Source organism: Paenibacillus praedii (assembly GCF_049725345.1).
In the GTDB taxonomy this organism is placed as follows: Bacteria; Bacillota; Bacilli; order Paenibacillales; family Paenibacillaceae; genus Pristimantibacillus.
The window spans coordinates 124,000-150,133 of record NZ_JBMWAM010000011.1; the positions used below are offsets into that span (position 1 = coordinate 124,000).

The window sequence follows — 26,134 nt, forward strand, 5'->3', positions numbered from 1 at the left end:
CTTTCGTGACGATTGAGTTAGAAATAAGTAACGGCTTGCTTGCCCATTTGTTCCCACGCCTGTTGAAAGGACGAGAGTTTCATTTTACGGTTCTTCTCGTTAGCCAAAGGGTCATTAAAGTAAACAAAGTTTTTATCATATCCCGTTAAAAGAACAGCATGTTCTTTATACGTAATTTCTACCGGTCCGCTTGGCGTTTGCCAGGTTTGAAAAGAAGACTCGGGCAGAAGGTCAAATGTCGTATTGGTTATCACCCATACCGGTTTTCCATCCTGGAGCGAATACAATATCTCTTCGAATGCAGTACCTGTCATATCCAAGATCCGGTCTGGCAAATATTGCTCCGCCAATTCTGCAATCGGTCCATGATAGACCGCGGCGAACCCTGGTTCGGCGTAATTCTGCATATCACCAATTAATCCGTCGTAAGGATTGCCGAAGTAAACGACTCCATTTTCTTTCTTATAAGGGGTAATATCTTTTCTCACACGGTCCGCGAGCTCCATCTTGTCCACTTCGATCCTGGCGTATTGCAATAGCATGGAGAGCGTCGTTACTTCACATCCCCTCTCCAATTCCGGCAATTGCGAGACGAGTGGCGCATCAATCAAGGTCTCTTCTTTAAGAATTTTGTCTTTTTCCCATAAGAGGCTTTTTGATTCGTTGTGATAAATGAATGATTCGTTGTATTGATCCGCAAAGGCTAAGGCATCGGCGTAAACATCGAAATCGTTAAGAAAGTTATCCTTCTGGTAAACCTTATACGTCATAAAGTTATCCCATAAAATCTCGGTACTATTCCTTTTAGTAACGTATGCCTTCTCAAGACCCGTTCCAACGTTGATCGCGTCTTCCAATATTTCGTGCTCAGAATGCGTTCTATTACCGTCATACATGACAAGAAACGGCTTCTCTATTTCTTTCATTATTATCGAAATAACAAATAAAACCATAACTATGAATAGTATTCTATTTCTTCTTATTCTTGTTTTCCTCATCCTCTTCTCACCTTATTGTTACAATTAATTGAATAAAATTATAATTCTTCAAAGAACTTTTTGTACCATACAAGGAAAACATAAACCGTCCAGATATATCTTGCATGATTTTCTTTCCCTGAATAATGAGCATCCAGGTAGTTTAACAGTTTGTCCGTATGAAAGAATTGCTTCGCGCGGTCGGATTGAAACATGTCTTTAACAAGCGTATAAAACCTTTCTTCTCTGAGCCAATGCCTAATGGGTACGGGAAAGCCCACCTTAGGCCTGTTCGCCCACTCATCCGGCAACACTTCCTTTGCCGCAGCCCGTAAAGCATACTTAGTGCTGCTTGAGTGAACGCGTAGGTTTGATGGGATTTGCGTTGCCAATGCCATAACCATTTTGTCCAGGAAAGGCACACGCATCTCCAGAGAATGGGCCATGCTCATTTTATCGGCTTTGAGAAGTATATCGCCTGGCATCCAAAGCTTAAGATCCAAATATTGCTTTTTTGTTAAATCGTCCTTGTTGTGTACCCGATCAAATATTTTTCTCGTAATACTCTGAACGGAAGGTCCGTTCTTATACGCATCCTTCAATACATTCAAAGCATCAGTTTCGTCGAAAATTTTGGCATGACCGATGAAGTGCTCCTCTACTCTTTGTCCTCCTTTGACCAGGAATGACGAGATCCGATTTCGAGGAAGCTTCTTTGATACTAATGAAACAACTCGCCTTGCCGCAAAAGGGATCTTTTCATATTTCTTCATTGTCGGTGTTGTGTCGTACCAGTCGTACCCGCCAAAAATCTCATCCGCTCCTTCACCGGAAAGGACGACGGTAACATGCTTACTCGCAAGCTCCGCCAAAAAATATAACGGCAATGAGGAGAGGTTGGACTGTGGCTCATCCATATGATATTGAATCGTAGGCAATAGATCGAAGCAGTCTTCTGCCGTAACAAGCTTTTTATGGTTTTCGATCTGCAGTTGCATCGATAAATCTTCAGCGAGATTGGTTTCGTTAAATACGCCATCGTAATCCTTAAATCCGACTGAAAATGTTTTGTTTGGTTTTAATAATGCCGTGATATAGCTTGAATCAACGCCGCCAGATAAATAAGACCCTACTTTAACGTCACTTACTTTGTGGTATTCGACAGATTCATTTACGGTTTTTCTAATTTTTTCGATATAGTGCTCTAGAGTGCCATGAACCTCTGAAAAGTTTGCATCCCAATAAGAATTTATTTCAACGTTGCCTTTCTTGTAAATCATGTAATGCCCCGGTTTCAGCTTATATACGCCTTTGAAGAATGTTTCATCGAGCACCGAATATTGGAAAGTTAAATAAGGCTTCAGTGCATCTTTATTCAGTTCTTTCACAAATGCCGGCTGTTTTAAGAATGATTTGATTTCGGATCCGAATATAAACGAGTTATCCTTTGTGTTTTGGGTATAGTAGAGCGGCTTTATGCCGAAGAAATCTCTTGCTAGAAACAAGCTCTCTTTCTTCTCGTCCCAGATCGCAAAGGCAAACATCCCTCTCAGTTTCTGCAAGATATCTACCCCATACTCTTCATAACCGTGAATAATGACTTCACTGTCTGTATGGCTTGTAAAGTTATGCCCCTTTTGAATAAGCTCGTCCCTTAGTTCTTGATAATTGTAAATCTCTCCATTAAATACGAGGACGCAGCTGGCATCTTCATTAAACATCGGCTGGCTGGCCACTTCTGACAGGTCTATGATCTTCAACCGCCTAAAACCAAACGCAATGTAATCATCGGCATATACCCCGCCGCTGTCAGGGCCTCTATGAACGATCATATCCATCATCGTTTGAATAATCGAAGCCTGCTGCTCTTTATTTAATTGACTATTCGCGAAACCAACAAATCCACACATACGAAGTACCTCTCATCTCATTTTAATTTATAACCGATTCATACAGTTAAATAGATAAAAATATAGTAATGAAAACCCGAAAAAGATCAGACTAAAAAACGACCAAAGTGAATTCGTTGAATAGGCATTGGCTGCCACGTTTCCAGCAGCTATTTCGCTAATAAAAACAAAACACGATATAATTGTCCCTAGCACCAGAGCAAAACCAACTATAATACGGAATAAATACATGTTTATTATCCTTTCCTTAGAATTGAAGCATTTTTGATTCTTCACTTTTTCTTCAAATTTTATGGTTACAATAGACAGTGTTAAAGGAGGTCTATAAAGTGAACAATGTCGTTATGAGAGACAGAATGATATTGATTGTTGATGATGAAGAACCTATGCGCCAACTGCTTCAGCTTTATTTACAAGCCGATGGTTATAAGACAGATATCGCTGCTAATGGAGAGCAAGCATTAGTTAAATTAAGAAACGCCGCATACGATTTAGTGCTGCTCGATGTAATGATGCCTGATATGGATGGTTTTGATGTTTGTAAAGCTATTCGAGGCTGGTCTACCATTCCGATTATTATGTTAACCGCGCGTGACAACATGATTGATAAGGTTGTCGGTTTAAAGATCGGGGCGGATGATTATATAACAAAGCCCTTCGAGCAGCATGAATTGTTAGCTAGAATGGAATCTCTGTTTCGGCGAGAACAATTCCTATTGAGTCGAAAATCCGAAGCCATTCATCATTCTTCATCAAATTCAAAGACAATCCTCACATATAAACAACTAAAAATAAACGTTCCATTGCATCAAGTTTTTTATAAGGAAAATGAGCTATCCTTTACGCCCAAAGAGTATGCTATCCTTCGTTTGTTTCTTTCAAACAAAGGCAGACTCTTTCATCGGGAAGATGTGATTGAATTGCTCTGGGGGACAAGCTACATCTCCGATGACCGTACGGTTGACACGCATATTAAAAATATCCGCAACAAGCTTTCTGAAGCTGGAATGGATGGTCACAAAGTTATAAAAACCGTATGGGGAACGGGATATATTTGCAATGAAGAACATTAAACTGAACGGTGTAGCCTTTAAACTCGGAGCGATCCTCGTCATATTTGTAATGGTGCTGATTATTTGTATTGAAATCATCCTCTATTCGCTTTTTATTCGTTTCTATACGGATGATGTCATTCATGACCAAATTACGCGCAGCCAAAGTTACGCCTCTGTACTCAGCGATCATTACAATTCAAGTACTATACAACATATTATTCGTATGGAAAACGAAACGGATAATTTACTTCTTATCATGGATGGTACAAGTAAGATTGTTGGACAATCGCAAAGTATTGATCATCTTAATCCAAGCTACTTGAATGAGATTATTTCGCACGAAACGGATTCTCACGGACCAGTTCTAGCTTCGGATTGGAAACATGAGCCTTATTTTATTACCAGAGCACCTATCTTTACCGATGGAGCAGCAAACGGGCAAATCATTATGTTCGGTCCGACCGAGCCGATTCAAACTGCCGTCAAAACGCTGCGGACCACGTTCAATGGCGTGGCAATCATCATTATTCTTTTAGGTGCGGCTGTCATACTATTCGTATCCGGTAAGATTGTGAACCCTCTGCTAAACATGATCCAGATGACGCATCGGATATCGGAAGGTAAACACGATATTAAGCTTGATACACACGGATCAGACGAGATCACCCAATTGGCTAAAGCGATAAACCGAATGTCAACGAGCATTCAATATTACAAGAAACAGCGAAATCAATTCCTTTCCGATATCTCGCATGAGCTGCGAACACCGTTGACTTACATGAAAGGATACTCTGAAGTGATGCTGAACGATATTGCTGCAGATGAAGATGAGCGTCAGCAATATTTAAAATTAATTCATACGCAGAGTGTTCAGCTGCAACGGCTGGTTCAAGACTTGTTCGACCTAGCTAACCTAGATCAGCAAACATTCTCGCTTACCTTCCAACGGACATCCGTAGATAAAGTTATAATTAATGCTCTGAGTCTTATGGAAGTTCCTATTAAACAAAAGAAAATTGATTTACTGTATACGCCATCTTCTAAACCGTTATTTGTCCGGGGTGATGAGCGGCGATTGCAGCAAGTCATCGTTAACTTGCTGGAAAACGGAAAAAAATATACGCCGGAAGGCGGAACGATTACCATCTCCATTCAGAATGACGGAGACTTCGGACTTATCGAAATCGCGGACACCGGAAGCGGCATTCCTGAAGAAGAATTGCCGCTAATCTGGGAACGTCTATACCGTGTAGACAAATCTCGGTCGCGGACTTCGGGAGGCGCCGGACTTGGACTGGCGATTTGCAAGGAAATCATAGAGCTGCATCACGGACAAATTCATGTTAAAAGTTCAATTGGACAAGGCACGTCGTTTCTCATTTCTCTTCCGTTAGTGAATGAAGCTACCTGAAACCGATGAGTGCTGCCTCAATCAATATTTTTTTGATCTGCATCTTGAATAAAAAGTTGATGCCAGAAAATAAAGGTGATAATCGTCCATAACTTTCGGCTGGCATCCATCTTTCCATCACGATGGTTACTTAGCAATTCGATTGCTATTAACGATCTTCCATTTACTGTATCTAAGGTTAACAGGCAGCAACTCCTTAACAGATGCACGCTTTTCCTTATGCTTTAAATGGTACCTGACTCATTGGGAGTTTCCGTGAGTCATGCATAACATTTACGTAACAATTTCTCCTTAATTTCTTCATAATTAACAACAAAGGCAACCCACTTCCGAAGAGGCCACTGAAGAACTTACGCTTTTTTAAATGGCCGGTAAAGTCTAAACAAAAAGAAGACATCTTCACCCTAAACTGGACCCTTAGTCAAGGACACTTTAAAAAAAGAGTACTAGGCCACACGTAATAGATGATTCCTGTACTGAACAGGAGTCATCTTTTTTAGTCCCCACTGATATTCCTGATGATTGTAATAACGAATATAACAGTTAATTTCTCGTTGCAATTCGGCGGAAGTTGTACAGTGTTGACTCTTCACATGATCTTTCATATGGCCGAAGAAGGACTCCTGCGGGGAATTGTCCCAGCAGTTTCCACGTCGTGACATCGACTGTCCAAGGCCTTTTCTCTTTAATAATTTCTGGTAGGTGGGACTCGTGTAATGGCTCCCTTGATCGGAATGGATGAAGGCATCCTTATGGTGTTTTAAGCGCCTCTGCCTCATTAACGATTGAATGGTTTTTGTAGCTAGTGGTAGATGAAGGGATGCTGAGAGATTTTGGGCTAGAAGCTCCCCTGTTGAGGCGTCCAGAATGGTCGACAAATAAGCCGACTGCGATTTGCCATACGGAAGATAGGTGATATCGGTGAGCAGCGCAAGACCTGGGATGACTTTCTTGAAGTCCATTTTCAGCTCATTGGGGAGCGTGCGGTGTTCTTGCGTCGCTTTGGCCATAAGGCGATACGGGTTAGGTTTTCGATGAGGACATACGAGGTCAAACTTCTTCATTAGCCTTCGAATACGCTTCAAGTTGTAACAGGTGTCATATTCGTTCTCCAACGTCATCTTAATGGATCTGGAGCCCTTTTTGTAACCTCTTCGATTAAATGCTTTCTTGATGAGTGCACCTGCTTGCTCATCCGCTAGCGTACGCTCCTGGCGTTTGTCAGCAGAGCCCAGGTAGTTGTAATAGCCAGAGCGCGACACGTCAAGCAGTTGGCAGAGGTAATGTGTCATTCGCCCCAAGCCTTGTTGCACAGCTTCCTGAATAAGGTTAAAACGATCACTCGGGCTTAGGCTTTTTCCGTTTGCTATTAGCCTCCTTTCGTTCCTGTCTAACTTTTTTACGTATTCCAGTTTAGCCTCTAAAAGTCTAATCTTCGCATCCTGCCTGGCAATGATCTCATCGGGGGATAAATGCCGTTTTGAAGGCCGCAGAGCCGATTCTTTACGCGAGTCCGCTAGTCCAATGATCCCGTCTTTTTCGTAGGCCTTCTTCCATCGATCTGCACACTGTTCGATTCGCTTCATCCCGAGGATCTCCACCTGTTTTCGTTGGGTAATCGCTCCTCATTGCTTTAATGCTAAATTCAATTTATATCCCCTGTATAGATGCTTGCAACAATATGACCTTCGGCAATTTTCCTAATGTAAGGAATTAATGCCACAGGAAAAAATCTGTAATCCTCAAGATTTGATATTGGACTCCATTCAATAGCAAGATGGTCCTCATCTGGAGCTGTACCGTGACCTTCTTTTTGTTCGTCCAATATATCGCACAAAAAAATATGGTCTACAACATGAGTTTTCGGATCTACCATGCTGTTTCCATGATGATTTTTGCCGATGTATTCTCTTACAAAAGCGAACTGTTTCACTTTTATATGACAGCCAACTTCTTCAAGAAATTCACGTTTTAGTGCGTCGATCAAGTTTTCACCATGCTCTTGACCTCCACCTGGTAACGTATAGTCAGCACCAAATTGTTCGTCATACTTCTTTATCGTCAGCAGTTTGTTTTTACTTATAACAATTCCTTTTACTCCACTCCGTACCTTCAATTTACAATCGCCCTCTTCTTTCGAATTTACTGCGAGTCAACCAAAACCACCCCTGCTGGGTTTCCCATATTGGGCACATTACTGAATGCATCGTAATGATAAACTGTTATTGCTTTCATAAGAGCAGCCCCCGATTGTTTAGGAATAAGCAATGTGAAGACGATTCCATGTTGCTCCCCATTTTTTTGAAGCGATCCGTTGTTTGTATATTGTCAATTTGTCTCCTGATGTGAAAAATGGAGTGGGACGTACAATTAGTTTAATTAAATCTTCCACGCCATAAGGAGCAACTAAATTCACTTCACCGTTCGAATTCAGATAAACTCCTATTGCCGTGCAAACTTCAGGGAAGTGTGACAGCCCGTCAGCGGTTGAAGTGTAAGGGGCATGACCGCTTTTAGTATGCATGCGTGCCTGATTTTTCACCGACCAAGGCACTGACGAATCCAAGTCTATAAGAATACGCTCATATTCTTTTTCCATTGATTCGTCGGTGCTTTCGGCATCAAAATACACCACGTCCACGTCTGGCAAGCGAGTCTCCTGTAACCCTTGAAGGTAATCCCAAACCTTGGAGCGAACAAAGCCTGCACATACACACCAATCAGGCAATCCCAATGTTCCAACGGTCCGAAGTATGTTCATCATTCGTTCGTCAACTTTTATCAAATTAACAATATCTTGTTGTAGCACTGTAATAACTCTACCTCCAAGCTGAATGAATACGGTATTAGATGCAGTTTCTTTTTCTTTGAAATAACTTACATATCCCTTGCATTCTCAAATCTATGTATCCCAAAGTCTGTTATCGACGATCTTAAAATAGCTTCTCTCAATGGATGCAAGTTCGGCGTAAATCTAACCTCTATATCTAATTCTATAAGTCTTTCAAGTAAATTATTTATGTGGGTTATACCCATTGGTTTTATAGTCTGCTCTGAAATATAGTATCCCGCTGTCTTATCGAACAACCTAAAACTATTCCCTGGAAATGTATATCTGTAGGTTGTTGTATTGCATATTGTCTTGTACCAACGAGTTTCAACTGTAATCACAATATTCGATTTCGTTACTCCAAAAAATTTGTCATTGTCTTCATCACTTATCTCTTCAGTCCGTGTAAATACGATCCTTGGACAGTTCCTCGGAAAATAAAAAGTAAATTCATGTTCCTGGTCAATAGCCCAAACAACAGGTGGCATGTCTTGTCTGTTATGTTTCACTCGTGGTCTAAAAATTTCAATATTTGGATCTTCACTAAAATGATAAAGCTTCATCGTAATATCCTCTCGTGATTAAAGTTTTATATTGATTTCAAGCAATCGCTATCTAACGTTGTTATACTCACGAACCCGAATGGCTTAAAGGAGCGTAACAACTTGACGGCTCTTCTGCCACTTAGCCTTGCAGGGTTGTCTGCCTGCGTAATATCAGCATTGGGATGTGGAATGTCATTACTGTACCCTCCCCTATCAATTCGCTGCAAACCCTTGCCACTCCTGCATTTCTGTCCCCATGCAAATAAGTCTGCTCCCCCTCCAATCCCCCAAATCCCGCTCCACACAAGGCATCTCATCCCTTCCCCCAATTCCCGCTCCTGCAATACCTGCACGCCATGTTTGACGGAAAATCGGGGGAAATCATCGGCAAATTCATCGGTGAAAATCATGAATCGAACCGTAAAAGTTTGACGGAAGAGCTGGAGTAGAGACAGGGAAAGGATGGTAAGGGCAAGGAAGGAAAAGGACCAGGGAGAAGGCTTAAATCGAGATAAAGCCAGAGCTGGCAAGGTATAGTCGGGATATTGATTGGGGAAAACAATCGGGAAAGAAATCGGAGAGAAAAGAAAAAGCCGAGTGAAATCAGATTGAGTGCCTGAAATCAGCTCGGCTTGCAATTGTACTTTATAAGCTTTCTGCAAGGTTTATAAGGTGGGCATTAAGGTTTGTTAGATGTGGATACCAGACTTTCTTTACTGGTTCCACACTTTTTTATCACTGAACAAATTTTGTCAGGTGTAAAAAAACTCTGGAACCACTTTTGTTGATTTTACTGTGTTTGCCGCGGCACGTGATAAACATGAAAAATAAAAAGTCTGGAACCACTAAAAATTACCATGAAAAAAAAGTTGGAGACTGCTCTATTTGCAGATCTGACCAGTTAGCTCAATACGGTATGGATCTACGTTTGAATAGTACTTCTTCCTGTATCCAATAAAGGATATTTCATATATAATTCCATCTGCCACTTTAAAACTCAGTTTTTCAATTCGTTCTACAGTCCCCGTTAGAATCAAGTACGCAACCGTTATTACACGAATCCTTGTCAAACTATATTTTTTATCCTGCAGACTCGAAAATTGGTTTAGCGGGATCGGCAATAGCTTCTTTAAAAGTGGAACGAGTTGCATAGTTAAAAAAGGAAGCTTTCAATTGACGTTCGAAAGATAAATTAATTAATCTTCCACTTAAGAGAACTTGAATTATCTCAAGCAAGGTACTTTTTCCAGAGTCAATATCTCCGACAAAAAAATTGCAACCCTGTTCACTTCTATAACCACATCTAGGAACATTCTGTAATTCTTTATATAGTTTTTTGATTTTCACAGATTTAAACTTCTTTCAGTTAATTCTTGCGTCTTGTATATCTCGTCCTAATGTGATAGTTTTCCCTTCGTGTGATGCCTTTAGTACAGCTAAGTTTTTCAAATATGGTTATTTCATAACCATCGTAGTTCCTAACATCTAATGCAGTTGTATCTCTGAATGGTATGCCAGAACCACTTTTGGCCTAAAAATAGTACCGATCCCAAAATGGACCGCGCAGATAATCGTGCAGACAAGAAAGACAATCAACCAGAATAACTATCACGCCACTTCAGCATCTTTTTCTCTAAAAAACGGACGAAGGAGTCGGATAGTTTACCTACGATGGCAAAAATCAAAATGCCGACGATAACGACGTCCGTCCGGGAAAATTGTCGGGCATCGTTAATCATATAGCCTACCCCTTCACTCGACCCCATTAATTCCGCTACAACCAGCCCCAGCCAAGAAACCCCGATTGACAACCGCAACCCCAATAAAATACTTGGGAGCGCTGCTGGGATAATCAGTTTGGAAACCAGTTTTATTTTGCTGAATTCCAGTACCTTGGCGACTTCAAACAGCTTGGAATCGACGCCGCGTATTCCGGTAAAAGTGTTGATGTATAAAGGAAAAAAGGCGCCAAGCGCAATCAGCAGCACTTTGGATTCTTCACCTATTCCAAACCAAAGAATAAATAGCGGGGTTATCGCCAGATGCGGAATCGTTCGCAGCATTTGTACAGATGGATCAACCGTTTCTTCAAATTTCCTGAATAATCCGGCCAATATGCCCGAAAGCAAACCCAGCGAACCGCCCAAGAGAAAACCCGTCAGGGCGCGGTATAAGCTGATGCTCAAATTTCCGAATAACTCCCCGGACACGATCAATTCCCAGAACGCTGCCGTGATCTGAATTGGAGAAGGTAAAATCGTACCCGATACCATTTCGGAGAAAGCCGCTAATTGCCAGAAAACAACCAAAATAACGGGTAACAAACTTCCTCTGATAATACTTAAGCCCAATGATTTTTTTTTGCCTGCGTGGTCGGAAACCGTAGGATTTTTAGTCTTTTCTGTCTTGGCTGGTGTTTTTGCCGTCAAGGTATTCGAATACGCCTTCATTCTCCCACCTACTTGTTAGTTTTTAGTATCCTTTTTTACGTTATTAATGAACGTATTGTCAATTACCTTGGCGGCATCCAGTTTATTTTTTACGCCTCCCAGCAGTTGAAGCGTGTCTGCCGTTTTTTGCTGCTCCTTGATGTACTCGTCGGATACAGGGTCATTACGGAAATCGGTGTTGTTTGCTATGTTGGCCACAATGGATTTTTCCAGTTTGAGAACTTTTGAATAGAGCTCGATCGCTTCATTCGCATTGTTGCTTTGCCAGGACACCGCCTCATCCAATGCTTTTAAATAAAGCTCCACAAATTCGGGATGCTCTTTCGCAAATTTTGTGCTGGTGATGTTAAAATTCGGACTCGGCATTTTCAAATCATCGCCCGACACTAATATCCTGGCTCCGACGTTGGCTTGCTCTGTACTAATAAAAGGCTCCCAGATCCCCCATACATCCACAGTGTTGTTTTCGAATGCCGGCTTGGCTTCGGAAGGGGCCAAATGAATTAACTTCACATCGGACGGCTGCAATCCGGCTTGATCAAGGGTACGATAAATCAGATTATAGGATGTACTGCCTTTAGCAACAGCTATCTTCTTGTCTTTTAATTCTTGAATCGTTTTAATCGGGCTGTCCTTCGGCACTAATAACACATTATTCTTTAATCCGGTACTGTACATGGAAATCACTTTGAAGTCGATGCCCGCTGACTGAGCAACGATAACCGGTGTATTTCCGCAAGCGAGAAAATCGATATGATTGGCGGACAATGCTTCAAATTCTTCGGGCCCAGTTTGAAATTCAACCCAGTTAATTTTCGCCCCTTTTGCGGCAAACTGCTGTTCTATAAATCCTTTTTCTTTAGCGAGATAAGCAGGTGACATCGTTTTGATAAAACCTATGTTCACTGTTAAATCTTGCGCGCTCTCACTCGCCTGTTTGGCGCATCCGGTTAAAGTAATTGCGAGAATGCATGATAGCAATAAGATACTCCATTTGGTCTTTTTCATTTTTCTATTCCCCCAATAATATTAAATTCCTGCTCCTTCAACTAGAGCAATGCCTTCCCATTTTTCAAATTCCTGCAGCACCTTGAGGCGAAAACTTTGAAAGGAGACACTCGTCTTTTTTCGAGGATAAGGCAGATGGTTTATAATAACCTCACGGATCACGCCGGGTTTAGCTCCCATAATCACAATTTTATCAGCTACAAAAACAGCCTCATCGATATCATGCGTTACTAAAATCATAGAGGTCTTTTTGTTTTCCCATATTTCGAGTATCGCTTCCTGCATATGGGTTCTTGTAAAAGCGTCCAGCGCGCCGAAAGGTTCATCCAGCAATAATACTTCAGGCTCCCGAAGCAGAGCTCGAGCTATGGAAACACGCTGGGACATGCCTCCGGAAAGTGCTTTCGGATAAGTTTTCTCAAATCCTTTGAGATGAGTGAGTTCCAGCAGTTCATTCACTTTATTACGAACGGCTGGTGTTTTTATGGAGTGATTTGCAGCAATATTTTGTTCCACCGTCAACCATGGAAAAAGCCGATGCTCTTGGAATATGAAGCCTCTCTCCATACTTGGACTAGTAACTATCTCATCTCCCAGATAAACGGTGCCCTCATGATCGCTATCCAGACCGGCTATAATTTTGAGCAATGTACTTTTTCCGCAACCGCTCGGTCCGATAATGGCAATGAACTGGCCCTGGTCTATATGTAGGTTTATATTGTTCAATACGTTTAATGAACCCTTTTCCGTTTTAAAGGTTTTCCCCACGTTTTCAATTCGGATCGCTTTTTCTGACAAAGCAAACATTCCTTTCTTTAAAAAGGTGCCAAGTTTCCTGGCTCAGCTGTGCCGTACGATAAATTATCTAACTGTAACTCCGCTGAATTTATTTTGCGGTCTGGCCAGACCCAGATGATCTCTTAACATGTTTCCTGAATATTCCCTGCGGAATAACCCTCTTTGCTGAAGCACAGGAATGACCGTATTCACAAACTCCTCCAAACCTCCCGGTAAATAGGAGGGCATAATATTGAAGCCGTCGGCAGCTCCGTTCGTAAACCACTCTTCCAGTTGGTCCGCTATCATATCCGGCGTGCCGACAACCGTCCGATGTCCGCGTGCTCCCGCAATACGAAGGCTCAGTTCCCTAATCGTCAAGTTTTCCTTCCTGGCAAGATTAATCAAAAGATCAGATCTGCTCTTACCACCGTTTGTTTCGGGAAAATCAGGCAGCGGTCCGTCGAGCGGATACACCGATAAATCGTGATCCATCAGATCAGACAGCAGACCCACTCCCGCCATTGGATGAATAAGGTCCTGCAGAAAAGCCTCCTTCTCTCTGGCCTCTTTAAGAGTTGCACCGATAATCGGCATAATGCCCGGCATGATTTTTACATCGCTTTCAGATCTTCCGTACTGAGATAATTGCCCCTTCACACTGGAATAAAAAGCTTGGGCATCTTCAATCGTTTGCTGGGCGGTGAAAATGACCTCTGCCGTTTGGGCGGCAAGGTCTTTTCCCGGTCCCGAAGAGCCTGCTTGAATAATAATAGGCCTGCCTTGCGGAGTACGGGACACATTTAGCGGACCGCGGACTGAAAAGTTTTCACCCTTATAATCGATTGTATGAATTTTGTCGACATCGGCAAAAACGCCAGACTCTTTATCAATTATCAGCGCCTCGTCCTCCCAGCTATCCCACAATCTGGTCACGACATCGATATATTCGCGGGCTCTCTCGTACCGCAAACTGTGAACCGGGTGCTTTTCCTTGCTGAAATTAGAAGCCTCAGTGGAGTAAGCAGATGTAACCACATTCCAAGCCGCCCGGCCGCCGCTCAGATGATCCAATGACGCAAACATCCTTGCTATATGAAAAGGTTCTGTATAAGTTGTTGTCACGGTCGCTGCCAATCCGATATGTTTTGTAACGGCCGAGAGAGCAGACAATAAAGTAATCGGTTCCGGCTTCACTGACGCCGTGTAAGAGACAGCGGTACTGTGGGGCAATACAACGTTATCGGCGAGGAAAATCATATCGAACTTTCCTTGTTCCGCAATTTGGGCCAGTTCTTTATAAAAGTTCAAGTCCAGAATTTTAGCGGATTTAGCCTCCGGATGTCTCCAGGCTGCGACATGATGACCGACAAAGTATAAGAATGCGCCTAAATTCATCTGTCTTTCTTTTGTACTCATAGACCTCTCCTCTTTCTTTTACCAAGTATGTTAATAAAAAAACTCTGAATTATATGCAAAAAAAGACAGCTGGAAGTCCAACGTATAAACACACGTATGGGTCTCCGGCTGTCCGGTCGACTCATTCTTTGAATAAAAAAGAGACTCCCCAAAATTGTCCACGCTAAGAGCGTAGGCATTAAAGGAAGTCTCCGGTGGTCCGGTAGACCTTGCTTGGATTTCTTACATTCATCTGTTTCCTTTGGCTTCTGAAGGATTACGGTGCCTGAGAACAAAGGCCACATAACTAACTATTCCGATTAACTTAATATGATTTAAAATTATATTAGCATTTGACTATATAGGTGTCAATCGATTTTTTAGAACTAGGATTTACGGTGACACAAATGATGATGAATTTATTCGTACAATTCACGTGTGAGTTTATATAATAATTGCAACCAATTCTGCACCAATTCACCGCCTTTTTTAATACACCATAGGATAGACAATTACCCAACCATAGCCGCTACAAGGATAATAATGGGTTCTGAAACTTTTTTACTTTTCCATAGTAATCCTAACGTAATAAGGGCAAATAAAGCCGTAGGAATATCAATAATAGACTTTTGCCCCAACACAATAACAGCTCCACTAATGGCTCCTGTCGCAGCCGCCGTTACACCATTAACAAGGGCTTTAATTCCAGGTAGTCTTCCATACTTCTTAAAGAAAGGTGCAGGGATAATGGTAAACAAATAACAAGGTAAAAATGTGGCTAATGAAAAAAAACGTAGAGTCTCCTCGTTTTGAGAGAATGATCTGTCCTTTGCGTATTCCCGACATACTTTCAGCCAGATTTAAGCCGGCTTTACGCAGCAATTGACGTCCGTTATTGTCTGAGGTCACTAGCACCTGACAGAATAAGCCAGTGTCCAGATCTATTTATATAATAAAGGTATGCTGCACGCGAAGTTGATTATTGTCGACGGGGAAATTTTCGACATTGGCTCTGCAAACTACGATATGAGAAGTTTCCGTACGCAATATGAGGTTTACGAAGTCATATACAGTAAAGATTTGGCTCAGGAGCTCGCGGAACAATTCCGGAATGACCTCTCCGATTCCATACCGCTGCATATGGAGGACCTGCAAAAGCGCTCCGTTTCGCAGCGAATCGTCGATCAAGGAGCCCGCTTGCTTGCTCCATTATTGTGATGAACGGCATTTAAAAAAATAAGCAGACGCCTGAGGGGCGTCTGTTGCCGAGCGCTTGCTTTTTCGAATCCTGATTAATGGAAAATGGCGATTCGGTCGACAGGATGGCGATGGGTGGCGTATCCTTCGGCGGCTTTGCGCCCGATCGGCACCATGGCTGCGAACTTGACGTGTTCAGGAAGATTCAAGATTTCCCTGACTTTATTCGGGTCGAACCCAAGCATCGGGACAGTGGCATATCCCATCCCCTCAGCTGCAAGCAGTAGAAATCCGAGCGCGATATAAGTTTGCCCGAGTCCCCATTGCCCTCTTTCTTCTACACTCATCGACCCGAAGTAAGCGGACAAATTGGCCGTTTCCTCTTCTTTTCTCTCCGCAGACAGTCCTGGATGTACGGTATCCGCAAGCTTTTTCAGCACATCCTCCATATCGCTGGCGACCATGACGACCGCCTGGGCGGAAGTAACTTGCTGCTGGCCGTATGCGGCTTCTTGCAGCTTCTCCTTCATCGCGGGATCCACGGCGATGTGAAACCGCCAAGGCTGAAGGTTCCATGCGCTCGGCGCCAACCCGGCCAATCTTATCATTTCCAGCAAATCTTGTTTCGGGATCGCTTCCTGATCGAATTTACGTATGCTGTGGCGGGATTCGATCGCTTCCTTGACGGTCAACGGCTGAGCTGTAACTTGTGGCATGCAGGTTCCCCTCTTTTCGATTGGATTGGGCGGCTCGTCCCGCTATTATGTTCCCCTCCGTGAATAGGTTTCAACAGTTGAACGCATCTTAAAATGAACCCAATAATGGAGGGATTTGCATGAGCAAAAAAGTGTTGATCGTATAGGGAGATGCGGTGGAAGCTCTCGAAATTTATTACCCGTATTACCTGTGCTTGGAAGAAGGCTTGGAAGTGACGATCGCTTCGCCTTCGGTCAAGAAGCTGCTCACCGTAAGCCATGACTTTATCGAATGAATGGAGACGATCGAGGAGAAGCCGGCCTACCGTTTTCAATCGCATGCGGCATTTGCCGCTGTGAATGCCTCGCAGTACGATGGGCTGGTCATTCCCGGAGGACGCGCCCCCGAATATAATAGGATGAATAAAGCGCTGCCGGATATTATCCGGCATTTTTTTGAAGCCGGCAAGCCAGTCGGCGCTATTTGCCATGCTGCGCAAGTACTGGCCGTTCTTCCGGAATTGATGCATGGGCGGGAATATACGGCTTATCCGAATTGCCAGCCGGATGTGACGGCATGCGGAGCCACCTATATCGATCAAGCGCTGCATACGCATCGCAATCTAGTTTCGGGTCAAGCTTGGCCTGATTTGCCGGGGTTCATGCGAGAATTTCTTAAGCTGCTCAAATAGTGGTGGAAAAGAAGCGCTCCATAGAATGGAATACGTAAGAAGAATTCCGGGTAACGTCAAGAAGTTCGTGAATGGAAGAAGCAGGGATATTCAGTGGGACACTGAATGAAAAAGGTGTTGAACAAATACGGAAGCCCGCATGAATTGTTTCTTTCCAAAGGGACAGAAGCAGCCAAGCACGTGATTGCCGTAGGCATGGCTACCAGTTTTTATTTGAACATTTCATTAAAATTTGATCCTTATGTTTCCACCGGACAAATTGTGTCTATCCCCATTAAGGAAGAAGTAGAGGTTCATCTTACTCGCTGCAATCGAAAAGAAAGCAATCTGCAGCGTGTGAAGCTTTTTTAAAGGAACTGGCGATTCACGTTTCCCATCCTAAAAGAATGAATGCTTTCTAAAAGCACGATGCATCTCCGCGCCTTCTTCCAGGTTAGGCGCTTAAAGAATTGATTCGGAATACGGATAGCGCTGCTGTTACCCCACGTACTGAGTGCGGCAGTCGCCATTATGATCAAGTATAGAATAACGCCAAGCCCTTGATGTTTGGAGGCGCTTGACGGGTAGTATTATTTTAATCGTCGAAGAAGGCATTTTGCAGATGATCAATGATATTGAAAGAAACGGAGACCACGCGGAAAATATTATTGAATTGGCCGAGGTCGCCATTGCGAATAAATCGAGTTTTCGAACGATGCCGGGAAAGATTTAGTAGACATGTTGATGCTGGCGGACAAGACGGTCGAAAAAGCATTATATGCGTTCGAACATTACGACTTGAAGACCGCCGAGGAAGTTCTAAGTTCCGAATTTGTAATGGATCGAATGGAAACTTTGGGCGCCATTTCTTGGATATACTTAGCAACTTAGAACGTGTGGGCGATCACTGCAAAAACATCGCCCCGCCCTACTCTCTCTGCCCAGGATCGGTAAAGGTACGTGGTATATGGGGGATGAGCCGTCCAAGAAAAATGAAGAGCTTCGCACGTTAAGACGCGGTGTGGAGCTTGGATTGAACCTGATCGATTCGGCTGAAATGTATGGCGACGGCAGATCCGAGTCCTTGGTTGGAGAAGCAATCGAAGGGATACGAGATCAAGTGTTTCTGGTATCCAAAGTGTACCCGCACAACGCGGGACATGTCACTCAACAATTTCACCACCGATCGTAAAATCCCATGTACATTTATTTCTACACAGATTAAAAGGGAGCCCAAATCATTCCCCCGGGCTCCCTTCTAGATGATCAATCATCTTGCATATCGGTTCACGACATCTTTTTTTGGTTCACAACATCTTTTACTGGTTCACGACTTTTTATCAGCTGACAAATTTTGTCACGTGATAAAAATCTCTGGAACTAATTTTGTTGATTTTATTGGGTTTGCCGCGGCACGTGATAAAGATGAAAAAAAGAAAGTGTGGAAACACCGAAAATTACCATAATATGAATCTTGGAAACTATCTAACTTGCAGTAGACTCCTCCGGTTGCGTCACTTTCTTATCAACGTCCAACAGATACCCGCTGTTTAAAGCCCCATTTGGAGAAGGTGAAGTCTGCGCTTGGCAAACTGCCGGACACGGACATTGCCGATGCTGGATATGGCGGAGAAGAAAACTACGCCTATCTGGAGGAACAACGGCTATGAAATCCGGATCAGCTTGAAGTGCCTGCGTCAGAAACAGCAGGCGCGCGAGTTGCTGCAAAGCGTGGAAGGTTAGAAACTCTCTGTACACCGAATGATTGAACCGGAGCGTGTGTTTGGGCAAATGAAGAGCAGCCGGAGCTTCCGGCGATTCCAGCTTCGCGGCTTACCCAAAGTGAGCTTAGAGGTCGGGTGGCTTTCGCTTGCCCATAATTTATTTTTAACGCCTTGCTCTTCCTCAGTATAACAGCCGCCCACCGCCTGCAATCTGATAAAAATGGGTCAAACTTGGCATCGGTTGGACCTTTTTGCGTGTTATCAATTAGGAATGAGTCGATTCCCCGCCATCCACATGCAGCACTTGCCCCGTTACGAAACGGGAATCGTCGGATGCCAGATAGACGTAGGTCGGAGCAAGCTCGAAAGGATGGGCCACCCGCTCCATCGGATTGAAAGCGCCGTATACCGCAATTTGATCCGATGAGAAGCTCGCCGCGATAAGCGGGGTCCATATTCGGCCCGGGGCTACCGCGTTTACCCGGATCCCCTGCTTCACTACATTTTTCGCCAGCGCCCGGGTAAAGCCGACATTCGCCCCCTTAGTCGCGGTATAGTCAATCATCTGTCTCTCCCCAACGTACGTTACGACAGAGGACGTGTTGATAATCGAGCTTCCCGGCTTCATATACGGCAGCGCCGCTCTGGTCGTATAGAAATGAGAGTAAATGTTCACTTTGAAAGTATCGTCGAACTGTTCGTCGGTAACATCAAGCAAGCTCGGCTGTTGAAATTGGATGCCTACATGATTGCACAGCACATCGAGCCGCCCGAACATGCGCACCGTTTGATCGACGATGGCAGCGCATTGTCTCTTGTCCCGCAGATCGCCAGGCATCAGAAGACAGCACCGGCCAAGCTGCTCGATCCGCAGCTTCGTTCGGTTGGCGTCGTCATGCTCATCAAGATAGGCGATGGCAACGTCGGCACCCTCCTTTGCAAAAGCGATGGCGACGGCAGCCCCGATACCGCTGTCTCCGCCTGTAATTAACGCGACCTTCCCCGCCAATTTACCGCTGCCTTGGTAATTAGGATTTTCAATAATCGGTCTTGGAACCATTAGCCCTTCCACGCCGGGATGCCTAAGCTGCCGCTGCTCCGGCAGGTTGACAGGAATATCTTCGTACCGTGTAATTCTCCCGTAATTCGGGTACATCGGATAAGGCTTCGTCACCAGATTGGCATCAAAAAGCTGCTGCAGCTGCCGGACTTGCTGCAATTGGCTGTCAGGATGCGTAGATGGCATGGTTTGCACCAGTTGAGCTTGTTGATAATGTGCGTTATCGGTATTTTGTTTCACAGGAATTCCCCCCCTAAGCGGTTGATTTATACACCTTATTCCATATGGGCGAATATGGTGTAGCGTAATCACGATATAAGGAGGATCCCAAGTTGAGATATGACATAAGTGCGGAGATCAGGCTTTTGCTTGTGAATCAATCGGATGAAAAGGTACAGATGCTTTACAATTCGAACCCGTATACGTGGCCAATGCCCTTGATTGGACCCCGCCCGCCGTATTACACCAACCCCCGGTATGTGTTGAATTACCCGCTCATATGATTTTGAAAAAACTGTCAGGAAAAATTGAACTGCACCCCAATTGTTAGACATCATCTAACGATTGGGGTGCAGTTCATCTCTCTGGCGGTCCTTTAGGTTTTGTGCACGTTTGACATGATTCAGTTTTTCTTATTACAGTGCTTTAAGCAGTAATCGTCCTTATATAGTTATTTCTCGCAAACATAAACAAGGCTAAATGAGAAAAAACTTGATTTCTCATGGGTTTTTCTGTATGACCTGTAGTGGGCTCGAACCACTGACCCCCACCCTGTTAAAATTGTAAGCTGATATTTTTTTGCTGTCATACTGTATTAAACCCTTGGCATATGGATTAGAATCCGCCGCTTGTAGCCGGATGTTCGTTTATCGATTCCTTCCATGATGCCGTTCACTTGCGACTTGAGAGAAGCGAGCAAAGAAAAGTCGACCGGAATAAACGTATGACCAGCCGACCAGCCGAGTGTGAGCATTCGAAACCCTTTGTAGTAGCAACCGGTTGCATGATCCTTAAACCTAGAGAGCAACTTAACCGCCTTACTGCGATTCCGCTCAAACATGGAATCGTCGACTACAAATACGGATACGTGATCCTCTCCGGAGAGCGGCTGGACCTTGTCGATCGTAGAGGAACTGAGTAAGGACAAGAATCTACGCCATACATAGCTACTGTGAATTTCACTTAGGTTACCTTGAGAAATCTCTTTACTTAATTTGGCCCATTTATCTCACCAGTTTTCTTATTGAATTATATAAGAAATAAATAGGGGAGCCTAATTAATGTTCAATTAGGCTCCCCTCTCAGCTGTTGATACAATCAGAGTACACTTGCCGAGTTTCTTTACGACTTTCTTTACTACTTTCAAACTTTATTTACTTCTTTCCAACTTTTTTACATCGGGACAAATGCTGTTCGAAGAAAATAAAGTATTAGACTGGGTATGTTACTCCCACGCGGCTTTTCGAATAATAAAACCGTCAGATAACGTAAAATAAGTATTAAACTTGCCCCAACTATAAAAACTGCGGTAGCCGTGGACGAGAAAATAAAGTCCTAGGCTGCCGCTGTTTTGTCGAGCTATCCGTTCAACTAACGTTCTCCGATAGTTGAATGACGGTCTACATATTTACTCTTGTTGCCTATCACCAAATATTATTCTGTAATTCTATTATGCTGCTTTATTTTCGAAAATTATGACCATTTTTTTGCTGCCTAAATATTCAACAGAAGTATTAAGCTGTTCCGACACAAAGCGTACTGGAACAAAAGTACTATTATTTATTTGAAGTAAGGGAGCGTCAAACATCACGGTTTGCTGGTTTACCCGTACCTGACTGTTTCCCACGTTCCAACGAATCGTTTTTCCGTCTTTCTCGATCGTTACCTCTTTTGTGCTTTGGTTCCAGCTTACATTTGCCCGAAGTTTCTCGGAAGCCTGGCTCTTCATGGCCATCGCCTTTTCCGGCACCGCTGTACTCATCTGGAATGAATGGAACGTAAACTCAATTTACGGCTTTGTCTGCGGATTCATAAGCGCTGTTGCGTTTGCCCTCTATACGGTTCTGGCCCGGGGACTGTATCAAGCACTTCCTTATCGGGATGTGCTTATGCTCACAACTGCAGCGGGTGCCGTCAGCTTATGGCTTTTGGCCCTGTGCACCGGCGGCTTAATCGGCGCTTATGGGGCACTGGCCCGGCTACAGACCGCCCAGTGGCTGGAGCTGGCCTACATCGTCGTGTTTGTCAGTGTCATCGGCTATGCGATGAACGGCTTCGGTTTAAGACAGCTTCCTTCGGGAATCGCCGCGTCAGTTACATTGTACCCCCAGCCTATATTCGCCGCCGTTCTGCAATGGTTTTGGATCGGAGCCGCACCGGCTCCGCTGACGGTATTGAGCGTTTTCATTATTTTCGGCGCCACCGCTCTTATGCGCCAGACAGCCCGGAATGCGTCATCCAAATCCGGATCGCCGGAAGCCGCTGTATGACCATATGTGCCGAGAATGGTGTTCCCCGTGTCGGTTAAAAAATGACCTTGGAGTATTGCCTTAAATTCCATCGCGCGCGAGGCCCGAAGCAATGTGCCCACTATTTTGAATAACAGGCGCATTGTGCAGGTACGCGAACTCCGATTATGAAAAAAGCTGAGCCATTTGATAGTAGATCGGCATTCCCAAAGCCAGATTGAACGGGAATGTAATCCCTAATGAAAGCCCCAGGTAGATGGACGGATTTGCCTCCGGGACGGAAGAGCGAAGTGCGGCCGGGGCGGCAATATAGGAAGCACTTCCGGCCAGAACTCCCATCAGGGTCATCCCTCCAAGCGACAAACCGGAGACGTATCCTACCCAAATGCCCATCACCCCTAATACGACGGGCGCAAAGACGCCTAAAAGAATCAATTTCAAGCCGTGTCTGCGGACATCCCTAAGGCGCTGACCGGCGATCAACCCCATATTCAGAAGGAACAACATCAATATGCTGCTGTACATATCGATAAACAGCGGCTTTATGGTCGCCATGGCGTCATGTCCGACCGACCATCCGACGAGGAGACTGCCGAGTAAAAGAAACACGCTTTTGCCAAACAAGCTTTCTCGTAATACGGCCGGGTTTATGCCGTCTATGAATGAACCCCTTGCAATGATTCCGGAACTATAGGAGTGCAGAGGCGCAGATGCCGCAGATGCCTTTCGCTGTTCAATTGTCTTAAGGAGTAAAAGGGATACCAGAATCGCCGGACTTTCCATAATGGCCACCATTGCACTCATGTAGCTTTCATAGCCCGTTTGAACATGGCCCAAAAACTCAACCGCCGCCCCGTATGTCACGATGCTGACGGAACCGTAGCTAGCGGCCAGTCCGATCGCATTTTTCAGGTCCAATCCGATCCACCGGCTTATTATCAGCATGATCACGGGAATGACGGCGCCAAGCAGAATCGCCCCTGATATTGGCCTCGCCAAATCGGAAAGGGGATATTCGGACAGCTCGATTCCCCCCTTCAAACCGATGGCAATTAATAAGTAAATACTTAAAAATTCACTTAATCCTCCAGGAAACTTTAAATCGGATTTCACTAACGATGCGATCAGCCCTAAAACAAAAAACATGACTACCGGACTCATCAAATTTTGGATTACGCTATCAAACATGAATGAAAACCCCTTTCCAAATAAGAAAAACCGGAAATCTCAGGCAGCGGGCCTGATGATTTCCGGATTATTTTCAACTAACGGTGGCGTTTTTGAAAATCTACCAGTAAGTTATAACCATCTTTTCTCAAGTGAATCGGACAAAATAAAGACCATGACCCGCTCTCCGGTTACGGTACTGATATCCGTATGGAAACTGGCAACGGATTCCCTGGTTATCTGCTGAATCATGTCGCCCAGCTGTTCCCGCCCCGACTCGACAAGATCGGCGCGAATCTTTTTAACGGACAACTGCCTTTCCCGCGTCTTAGCCAGCGCTTGTTCGGCCGGTGTCAAAATCCCTTTCAGCTGAACAATAATCATATTACGCAGAATATCGGATTTTACCAGCACGGATCCCCTTCCCAAACACTCCTTCTCCCATTGGGTAAGAGCCCAGCTCAATTGCGCTTCCAATTCGCCCTTGGACATGCTCCGTTCCATCGCTTCCTCGACCTCCAACACGCAAAAAATCGGCATATTCCTTATGGCAGTCTAACCAAAAAGAACATACCGATTTACAGTAAACGTAATCTTGAACGGCTACGCCTTTTCATCCTGAACCGTTCATGGCTCAGATTGCTAAAGCGGGATTCATTCGGAAGATTATTTTTACGAATCATTCGGCGCTATTATTTTAATTTATTATAGTGGATTTTAGCGGGTTATCAACGAGTAAATAAACAGCCGTGCGCACATAAATTCTATGCTTCGATTTTGAACTTTTTAACTTCTTGTGTCAATTGTTCGGCCATCCCGTCCAGCATCCGCGATGAACTCGAAATTTCCTCCATCGACGCAAGCTGCTCTTCCGTTGCCGCCGAAATGCTTTGTGTGCTGGCAGCCGACTCCTCCAATACCCGGGTGATGTCGCTAATCGATTGTGCAACTTTCACCGTGTCGGTTGTCATCTGCTGGATACGGGATGCAGCATGCTCAAGCTCGGCGCTCGCGTTATTGATTTGATCGCGAATATGATAAAAAGACTGCCCTGAAGACTGAACCACTTCGAGCCCATGCTTTACTTCGTCGGCCACCGAATTCATGGATGTCATCGCACTGTTTGTCTGATTCTGGATTTGAACGATCAGCTCCGTGATCTGTTGAGCCGAATCCGCCGATTGCTCAGACAATTTGCGGACTTCGTTGGCGACAACCGCAAAACCGCGGCCATGCTCCCCTGCCCGTGCCGCTTCAATAGCTGCATTTAATGCGAGCAGATTCGTTTGCGCAGCGATGCCGGTAATCACTTCAACGATATTGCCTATTTCCTGGGAACGCTCACCGAGCGCCTGGATGTCGACCGACAGTACATTCACGATATTTTGGATGGAATCCATCTGCTTCTCGGCGGATTGGATCGATGACGCACCGGAATTGGCCCTCTCGAGATTCACGAGCGAGTTCTCGCTGATTTTCTGTATATTATCCGAAACAGTCGTTAAGCTTTGAGAAATATTATTCAATACATTTGAAGTTTCCTGTACGCCCCGAACCTGCTCTTCGGTGCCTGCAGCGACCTGTTCAACCGTGGATGCAATGTGCTCGGTTGCGCGGCTCGTTTGCTCCGCTCCATTGCTTAAATCGGTCGACGACGCGGACAATCGCTCGGAAGTATGCGCCACCTCTTTAAGCATTGTCCGCAGACTTTCGGACATCCGGTTAAAGTCATTCGCAAGCAGCCCGAATTCGTCTTTGAATTTGATATCCACATGCTCACGGAAATCGCCTTCGCCCGCCTTACCGATCGCCACCCGCAGCTTGTTGATTTTGCTCGAGATGACGTGAGCGAACAAATATGAAACGACAAGCGAAGCAAGCAAGGCTATGATTGTGGCAATCAAGAACTTCTGTTGAAGTGCGTCCAGCCTTGTGGAGTAGATGATTTCCTCCCTGCCGCCGGCACCCACAATCCAGCCCCACGGTTCATAATAATCCTGATAGGCGATGTAGGTATAAACCGGTTCGTTCGGATTCTGCCAAATTTCTCTCACGATCTGACCTGTCAGATTAGGGTTGGCCCATGTATCTCTTACCGTGTATTTGTCACCGACCTGATAATCCCAAAGGTTCTGACCTTCGGCAGCATCAGCGTGCATAGTCATCACGCCGTCCAACTGGAAAGCCCAGAAAAACATATAATCGTTTTGTGACATTTTCGTTTGCGAGATGTCCCGCGACCCGTCTGCGGTTTTTGGTCCGACCGCATGGGTGCGGTACATTTCCTGTGCCTCTTGCAGCGACATATTGCCCGCTTTGACCTGCTCGTTGTACGAGTCCATAAGTCCGATAGTATCCTTTAGGACATTCTCAAACATTTCTTCCGCGACATCCAAAACTTCATTTTTTGCACTTTGATAAGAAATGAAGAACATAACAAGCAAAACCGTAGCTAAAATGACAAAATTGACAGCCATGAGTTGAAGCTTTATTCCGATACCTCTTTTCACTGACTTTGCCTCCCCGAACTCTCGCTCTAACCTTGCACTTTCTAGAGATGTGTCAAACTTAAGCTTAGTTTCTAACATTCACTTCTGCCCCCCATGATGTAGTTAGAGAGTATATCGGTGTAAATGTGATTTTTATGATACCAAAAATTAATGTGTACTCTTTAAGCCTACTGCCCCTTTAACTTTTGTCTCCCGTAAGCCCAATTGGATCGGCTACACTAAGTTGGACAGAAAAAATAAGGGCTTGTAGAATAAACCTATCATGCTAAGGAGCGGATCTC

26 protein-coding genes and 4 pseudogenes are annotated in these 26,134 nt (G+C 44.4%); 10 read left to right on the forward strand and 20 right to left on the reverse strand.

Annotated elements, in window-relative coordinates; translation table 11 throughout:
* Positions 1–17 precede the first annotated feature (17 nt).
* Entirely contained in the window at positions 18–896 is an 879-nt protein-coding gene (locus ACO9K6_RS12505; protein ID WP_424767893.1) for a C39 family peptidase, read from the reverse strand.
* A gap of 140 nt (positions 897–1,036) precedes the next feature.
* Positions 1,037–2,887 carry an asparagine synthase (glutamine-hydrolyzing) gene (gene asnB, locus ACO9K6_RS12510; protein ID WP_424767894.1) on the reverse strand — a complete coding sequence of 617 codons (1,851 nt, stop codon included), beginning with the start codon at positions 2,885–2,887 and terminating at the stop codon, positions 1,037–1,039.
* A gap of 329 nt (positions 2,888–3,216) precedes the next feature.
* Here asnB and ACO9K6_RS12515 point away from each other — a divergent pair, with 329 nt between their 5' ends.
* The gene (locus tag ACO9K6_RS12515) at positions 3,217–3,960 is read left to right on the forward strand and encodes a response regulator transcription factor (RefSeq protein ID WP_424767895.1); all 744 of its coding nucleotides are present in this window, start codon (positions 3,217–3,219) and stop codon (positions 3,958–3,960) included.
* The gene (locus tag ACO9K6_RS12520) at positions 3,947–5,353 is read left to right on the forward strand and encodes a sensor histidine kinase (RefSeq protein WP_424767896.1); all 1,407 of its coding nucleotides are present in this window, start codon (positions 3,947–3,949) and stop codon (positions 5,351–5,353) included. The genes ACO9K6_RS12515 and ACO9K6_RS12520 overlap by 14 nt, the downstream gene beginning before the upstream one ends.
* Before the next feature lie 446 nt (positions 5,354–5,799).
* Here the strand turns inward: ACO9K6_RS12520 and ACO9K6_RS12525 are convergent, their stop codons facing one another.
* The 11 genes from ACO9K6_RS12525 to ACO9K6_RS12575 all read right to left on the reverse strand — a co-directional run bounded on the left by ACO9K6_RS12525 (position 5,800) and on the right by ACO9K6_RS12575 (position 15,119).
* A complete protein-coding gene (locus ACO9K6_RS12525; protein WP_424767897.1) occupies positions 5,800–6,939 on the reverse strand; it encodes an IS3 family transposase in 1,140 nt (379 codons plus the stop codon).
* Between the two features lie 59 nt (positions 6,940–6,998).
* Positions 6,999–7,469, reverse strand: coding sequence for an NUDIX domain-containing protein (locus tag ACO9K6_RS12530; protein ID WP_424767898.1), 471 nt, complete (start codon positions 7,467–7,469; stop codon positions 6,999–7,001).
* A gap of 138 nt (positions 7,470–7,607) precedes the next feature.
* A complete protein-coding gene (locus tag ACO9K6_RS12535) occupies positions 7,608–8,162 on the reverse strand; it encodes a nucleotidyltransferase family protein (RefSeq protein ID WP_424767899.1) in 555 nt (184 codons plus the stop codon).
* Between the two features lie 68 nt (positions 8,163–8,230).
* The gene (locus ACO9K6_RS12540; protein WP_424767900.1) at positions 8,231–8,746 is read right to left on the reverse strand and encodes a DUF6886 family protein; all 516 of its coding nucleotides are present in this window, start codon (positions 8,744–8,746) and stop codon (positions 8,231–8,233) included.
* 26 nt (positions 8,747–8,772) lie between these two features.
* Complete coding sequence (locus ACO9K6_RS12545; RefSeq protein ID WP_424767901.1) at positions 8,773–9,366, reverse strand: hypothetical protein; 594 nt, start codon at positions 9,364–9,366, stop codon at positions 8,773–8,775.
* A 442-nt stretch (positions 9,367–9,808) separates the two neighbouring features.
* A complete protein-coding gene (locus ACO9K6_RS12550; protein WP_424767902.1) occupies positions 9,809–10,075 on the reverse strand; it encodes a hypothetical protein in 267 nt (88 codons plus the stop codon).
* A gap of 245 nt (positions 10,076–10,320) precedes the next feature.
* Entirely contained in the window at positions 10,321–11,178 is an 858-nt protein-coding gene (locus ACO9K6_RS12555) for an ABC transporter permease (protein ID WP_424767903.1), read from the reverse strand.
* 15 nt (positions 11,179–11,193) lie between these two features.
* A complete protein-coding gene (locus ACO9K6_RS12560) occupies positions 11,194–12,186 on the reverse strand; it encodes an aliphatic sulfonate ABC transporter substrate-binding protein (protein ID WP_424767904.1) in 993 nt (330 codons plus the stop codon).
* A 21-nt stretch (positions 12,187–12,207) separates the two neighbouring features.
* Entirely contained in the window at positions 12,208–12,984 is a 777-nt protein-coding gene (locus ACO9K6_RS12565) for an ABC transporter ATP-binding protein (RefSeq protein WP_424767905.1), read from the reverse strand.
* A 63-nt stretch (positions 12,985–13,047) separates the two neighbouring features.
* Positions 13,048–14,382, reverse strand: coding sequence for an LLM class flavin-dependent oxidoreductase (locus ACO9K6_RS12570; RefSeq protein ID WP_424767906.1), 1,335 nt, complete (start codon positions 14,380–14,382; stop codon positions 13,048–13,050).
* Between the two features lie 491 nt (positions 14,383–14,873).
* Entirely contained in the window at positions 14,874–15,119 is a 246-nt protein-coding gene (locus tag ACO9K6_RS12575) for a chromate transporter (RefSeq protein WP_424767907.1), read from the reverse strand.
* 181 nt (positions 15,120–15,300) lie between these two features.
* Between ACO9K6_RS12575 and ACO9K6_RS12580 the strand changes: the two genes are divergently transcribed.
* Positions 15,301–15,579: a phospholipase D-like domain-containing protein gene (locus ACO9K6_RS12580; RefSeq protein WP_424767924.1), complete on the forward strand. Its 279-nt coding sequence runs from the start codon at positions 15,301–15,303 to the stop codon at positions 15,577–15,579.
* Between the two features lie 74 nt (positions 15,580–15,653).
* Here the strand turns inward: ACO9K6_RS12580 and ACO9K6_RS12585 are convergent, their stop codons facing one another.
* On the reverse strand, positions 15,654–16,274 hold the full coding sequence (locus ACO9K6_RS12585; RefSeq protein WP_424767908.1) for a nitroreductase family protein: 621 nt from the start codon (positions 16,272–16,274) through the stop codon (positions 15,654–15,656).
* Between the two features lie 155 nt (positions 16,275–16,429).
* On the opposite strand from ACO9K6_RS12585, the pseudogene ACO9K6_RS12590 reads away from it, so the two are divergent.
* The 6 genes and pseudogenes from ACO9K6_RS12590 to ACO9K6_RS12615 all read left to right on the forward strand — a co-directional run.
* Positions 16,430–16,945 (forward strand): annotated as a pseudogene (locus tag ACO9K6_RS12590) (DJ-1/PfpI family protein).
* A gap of 105 nt (positions 16,946–17,050) precedes the next feature.
* The gene (locus tag ACO9K6_RS12595; protein ID WP_424767909.1) at positions 17,051–17,296 is read left to right on the forward strand and encodes a hypothetical protein; all 246 of its coding nucleotides are present in this window, start codon (positions 17,051–17,053) and stop codon (positions 17,294–17,296) included.
* A 205-nt stretch (positions 17,297–17,501) separates the two neighbouring features.
* Positions 17,502–17,657, forward strand: a complete 156-nt coding sequence (locus ACO9K6_RS12600; RefSeq protein WP_424767927.1) for a hypothetical protein — start codon at positions 17,502–17,504, stop codon at positions 17,655–17,657.
* Positions 17,614–17,937, forward strand: a complete 324-nt coding sequence (locus tag ACO9K6_RS12605; protein WP_424767910.1) for a PhoU domain-containing protein — start codon at positions 17,614–17,616, stop codon at positions 17,935–17,937. The genes ACO9K6_RS12600 and ACO9K6_RS12605 overlap by 44 nt, the downstream gene beginning before the upstream one ends.
* Positions 17,832–18,083 (forward strand): annotated as a pseudogene (locus ACO9K6_RS12610) (aldo/keto reductase); the annotation flags it as partial. The gene ACO9K6_RS12605 and the pseudogene ACO9K6_RS12610, both read left to right, overlap by 106 nt.
* Positions 18,084–18,447: 364 nt before the next feature.
* Positions 18,448–18,838: pseudogene (locus ACO9K6_RS12615) on the forward strand (transposase); the annotation flags it as partial.
* 75 nt (positions 18,839–18,913) lie between these two features.
* Here ACO9K6_RS12615 and ACO9K6_RS12620 read toward each other — a convergent pair.
* The 3 genes and pseudogenes from ACO9K6_RS12620 to ACO9K6_RS12630 all read right to left on the reverse strand — a co-directional run bounded on the left by ACO9K6_RS12620 (position 18,914) and on the right by ACO9K6_RS12630 (position 21,662).
* Positions 18,914–19,894 (reverse strand): SDR family oxidoreductase, encoded by a 981-nt coding sequence (locus tag ACO9K6_RS12620; protein ID WP_424767925.1) that lies wholly within the window; start codon positions 19,892–19,894, stop codon positions 18,914–18,916.
* Between the two features lie 655 nt (positions 19,895–20,549).
* A pseudogene (locus ACO9K6_RS12625) lies at positions 20,550–20,882 on the reverse strand (transposase); the annotation flags it as partial.
* A 495-nt stretch (positions 20,883–21,377) separates the two neighbouring features.
* On the reverse strand, positions 21,378–21,662 hold the full coding sequence (locus ACO9K6_RS12630) for a copper amine oxidase N-terminal domain-containing protein (RefSeq protein ID WP_424767911.1): 285 nt from the start codon (positions 21,660–21,662) through the stop codon (positions 21,378–21,380).
* Between ACO9K6_RS12630 and ACO9K6_RS12635 the strand changes: the two genes are divergently transcribed.
* Entirely contained in the window at positions 21,655–22,197 is a 543-nt protein-coding gene (locus ACO9K6_RS12635; protein WP_424767912.1) for an EamA family transporter, read from the forward strand. The genes ACO9K6_RS12630 and ACO9K6_RS12635 overlap by 8 nt on opposite strands.
* Before the next feature lie 144 nt (positions 22,198–22,341).
* On the opposite strand, the gene ACO9K6_RS12640 is transcribed toward ACO9K6_RS12635, so the two are convergent.
* The 3 genes from ACO9K6_RS12640 to ACO9K6_RS12650 form a co-directional block, all read right to left on the reverse strand.
* Positions 22,342–23,364: a sodium-dependent bicarbonate transport family permease gene (locus tag ACO9K6_RS12640; RefSeq protein ID WP_424767913.1), complete on the reverse strand. Its 1,023-nt coding sequence runs from the start codon at positions 23,362–23,364 to the stop codon at positions 22,342–22,344.
* Positions 23,365–23,475: 111 nt separating this feature from the next.
* Positions 23,476–23,847 carry a Na-translocating system protein MpsC family protein gene (locus tag ACO9K6_RS12645; protein ID WP_424767914.1) on the reverse strand — a complete coding sequence of 124 codons (372 nt, stop codon included), beginning with the start codon at positions 23,845–23,847 and terminating at the stop codon, positions 23,476–23,478.
* A 260-nt stretch (positions 23,848–24,107) separates the two neighbouring features.
* Positions 24,108–25,853 carry a methyl-accepting chemotaxis protein gene (locus tag ACO9K6_RS12650; RefSeq protein WP_424767915.1) on the reverse strand — a complete coding sequence of 582 codons (1,746 nt, stop codon included), beginning with the start codon at positions 25,851–25,853 and terminating at the stop codon, positions 24,108–24,110.
* Between the last annotated feature and the right edge of the window lie 281 nt (positions 25,854–26,134).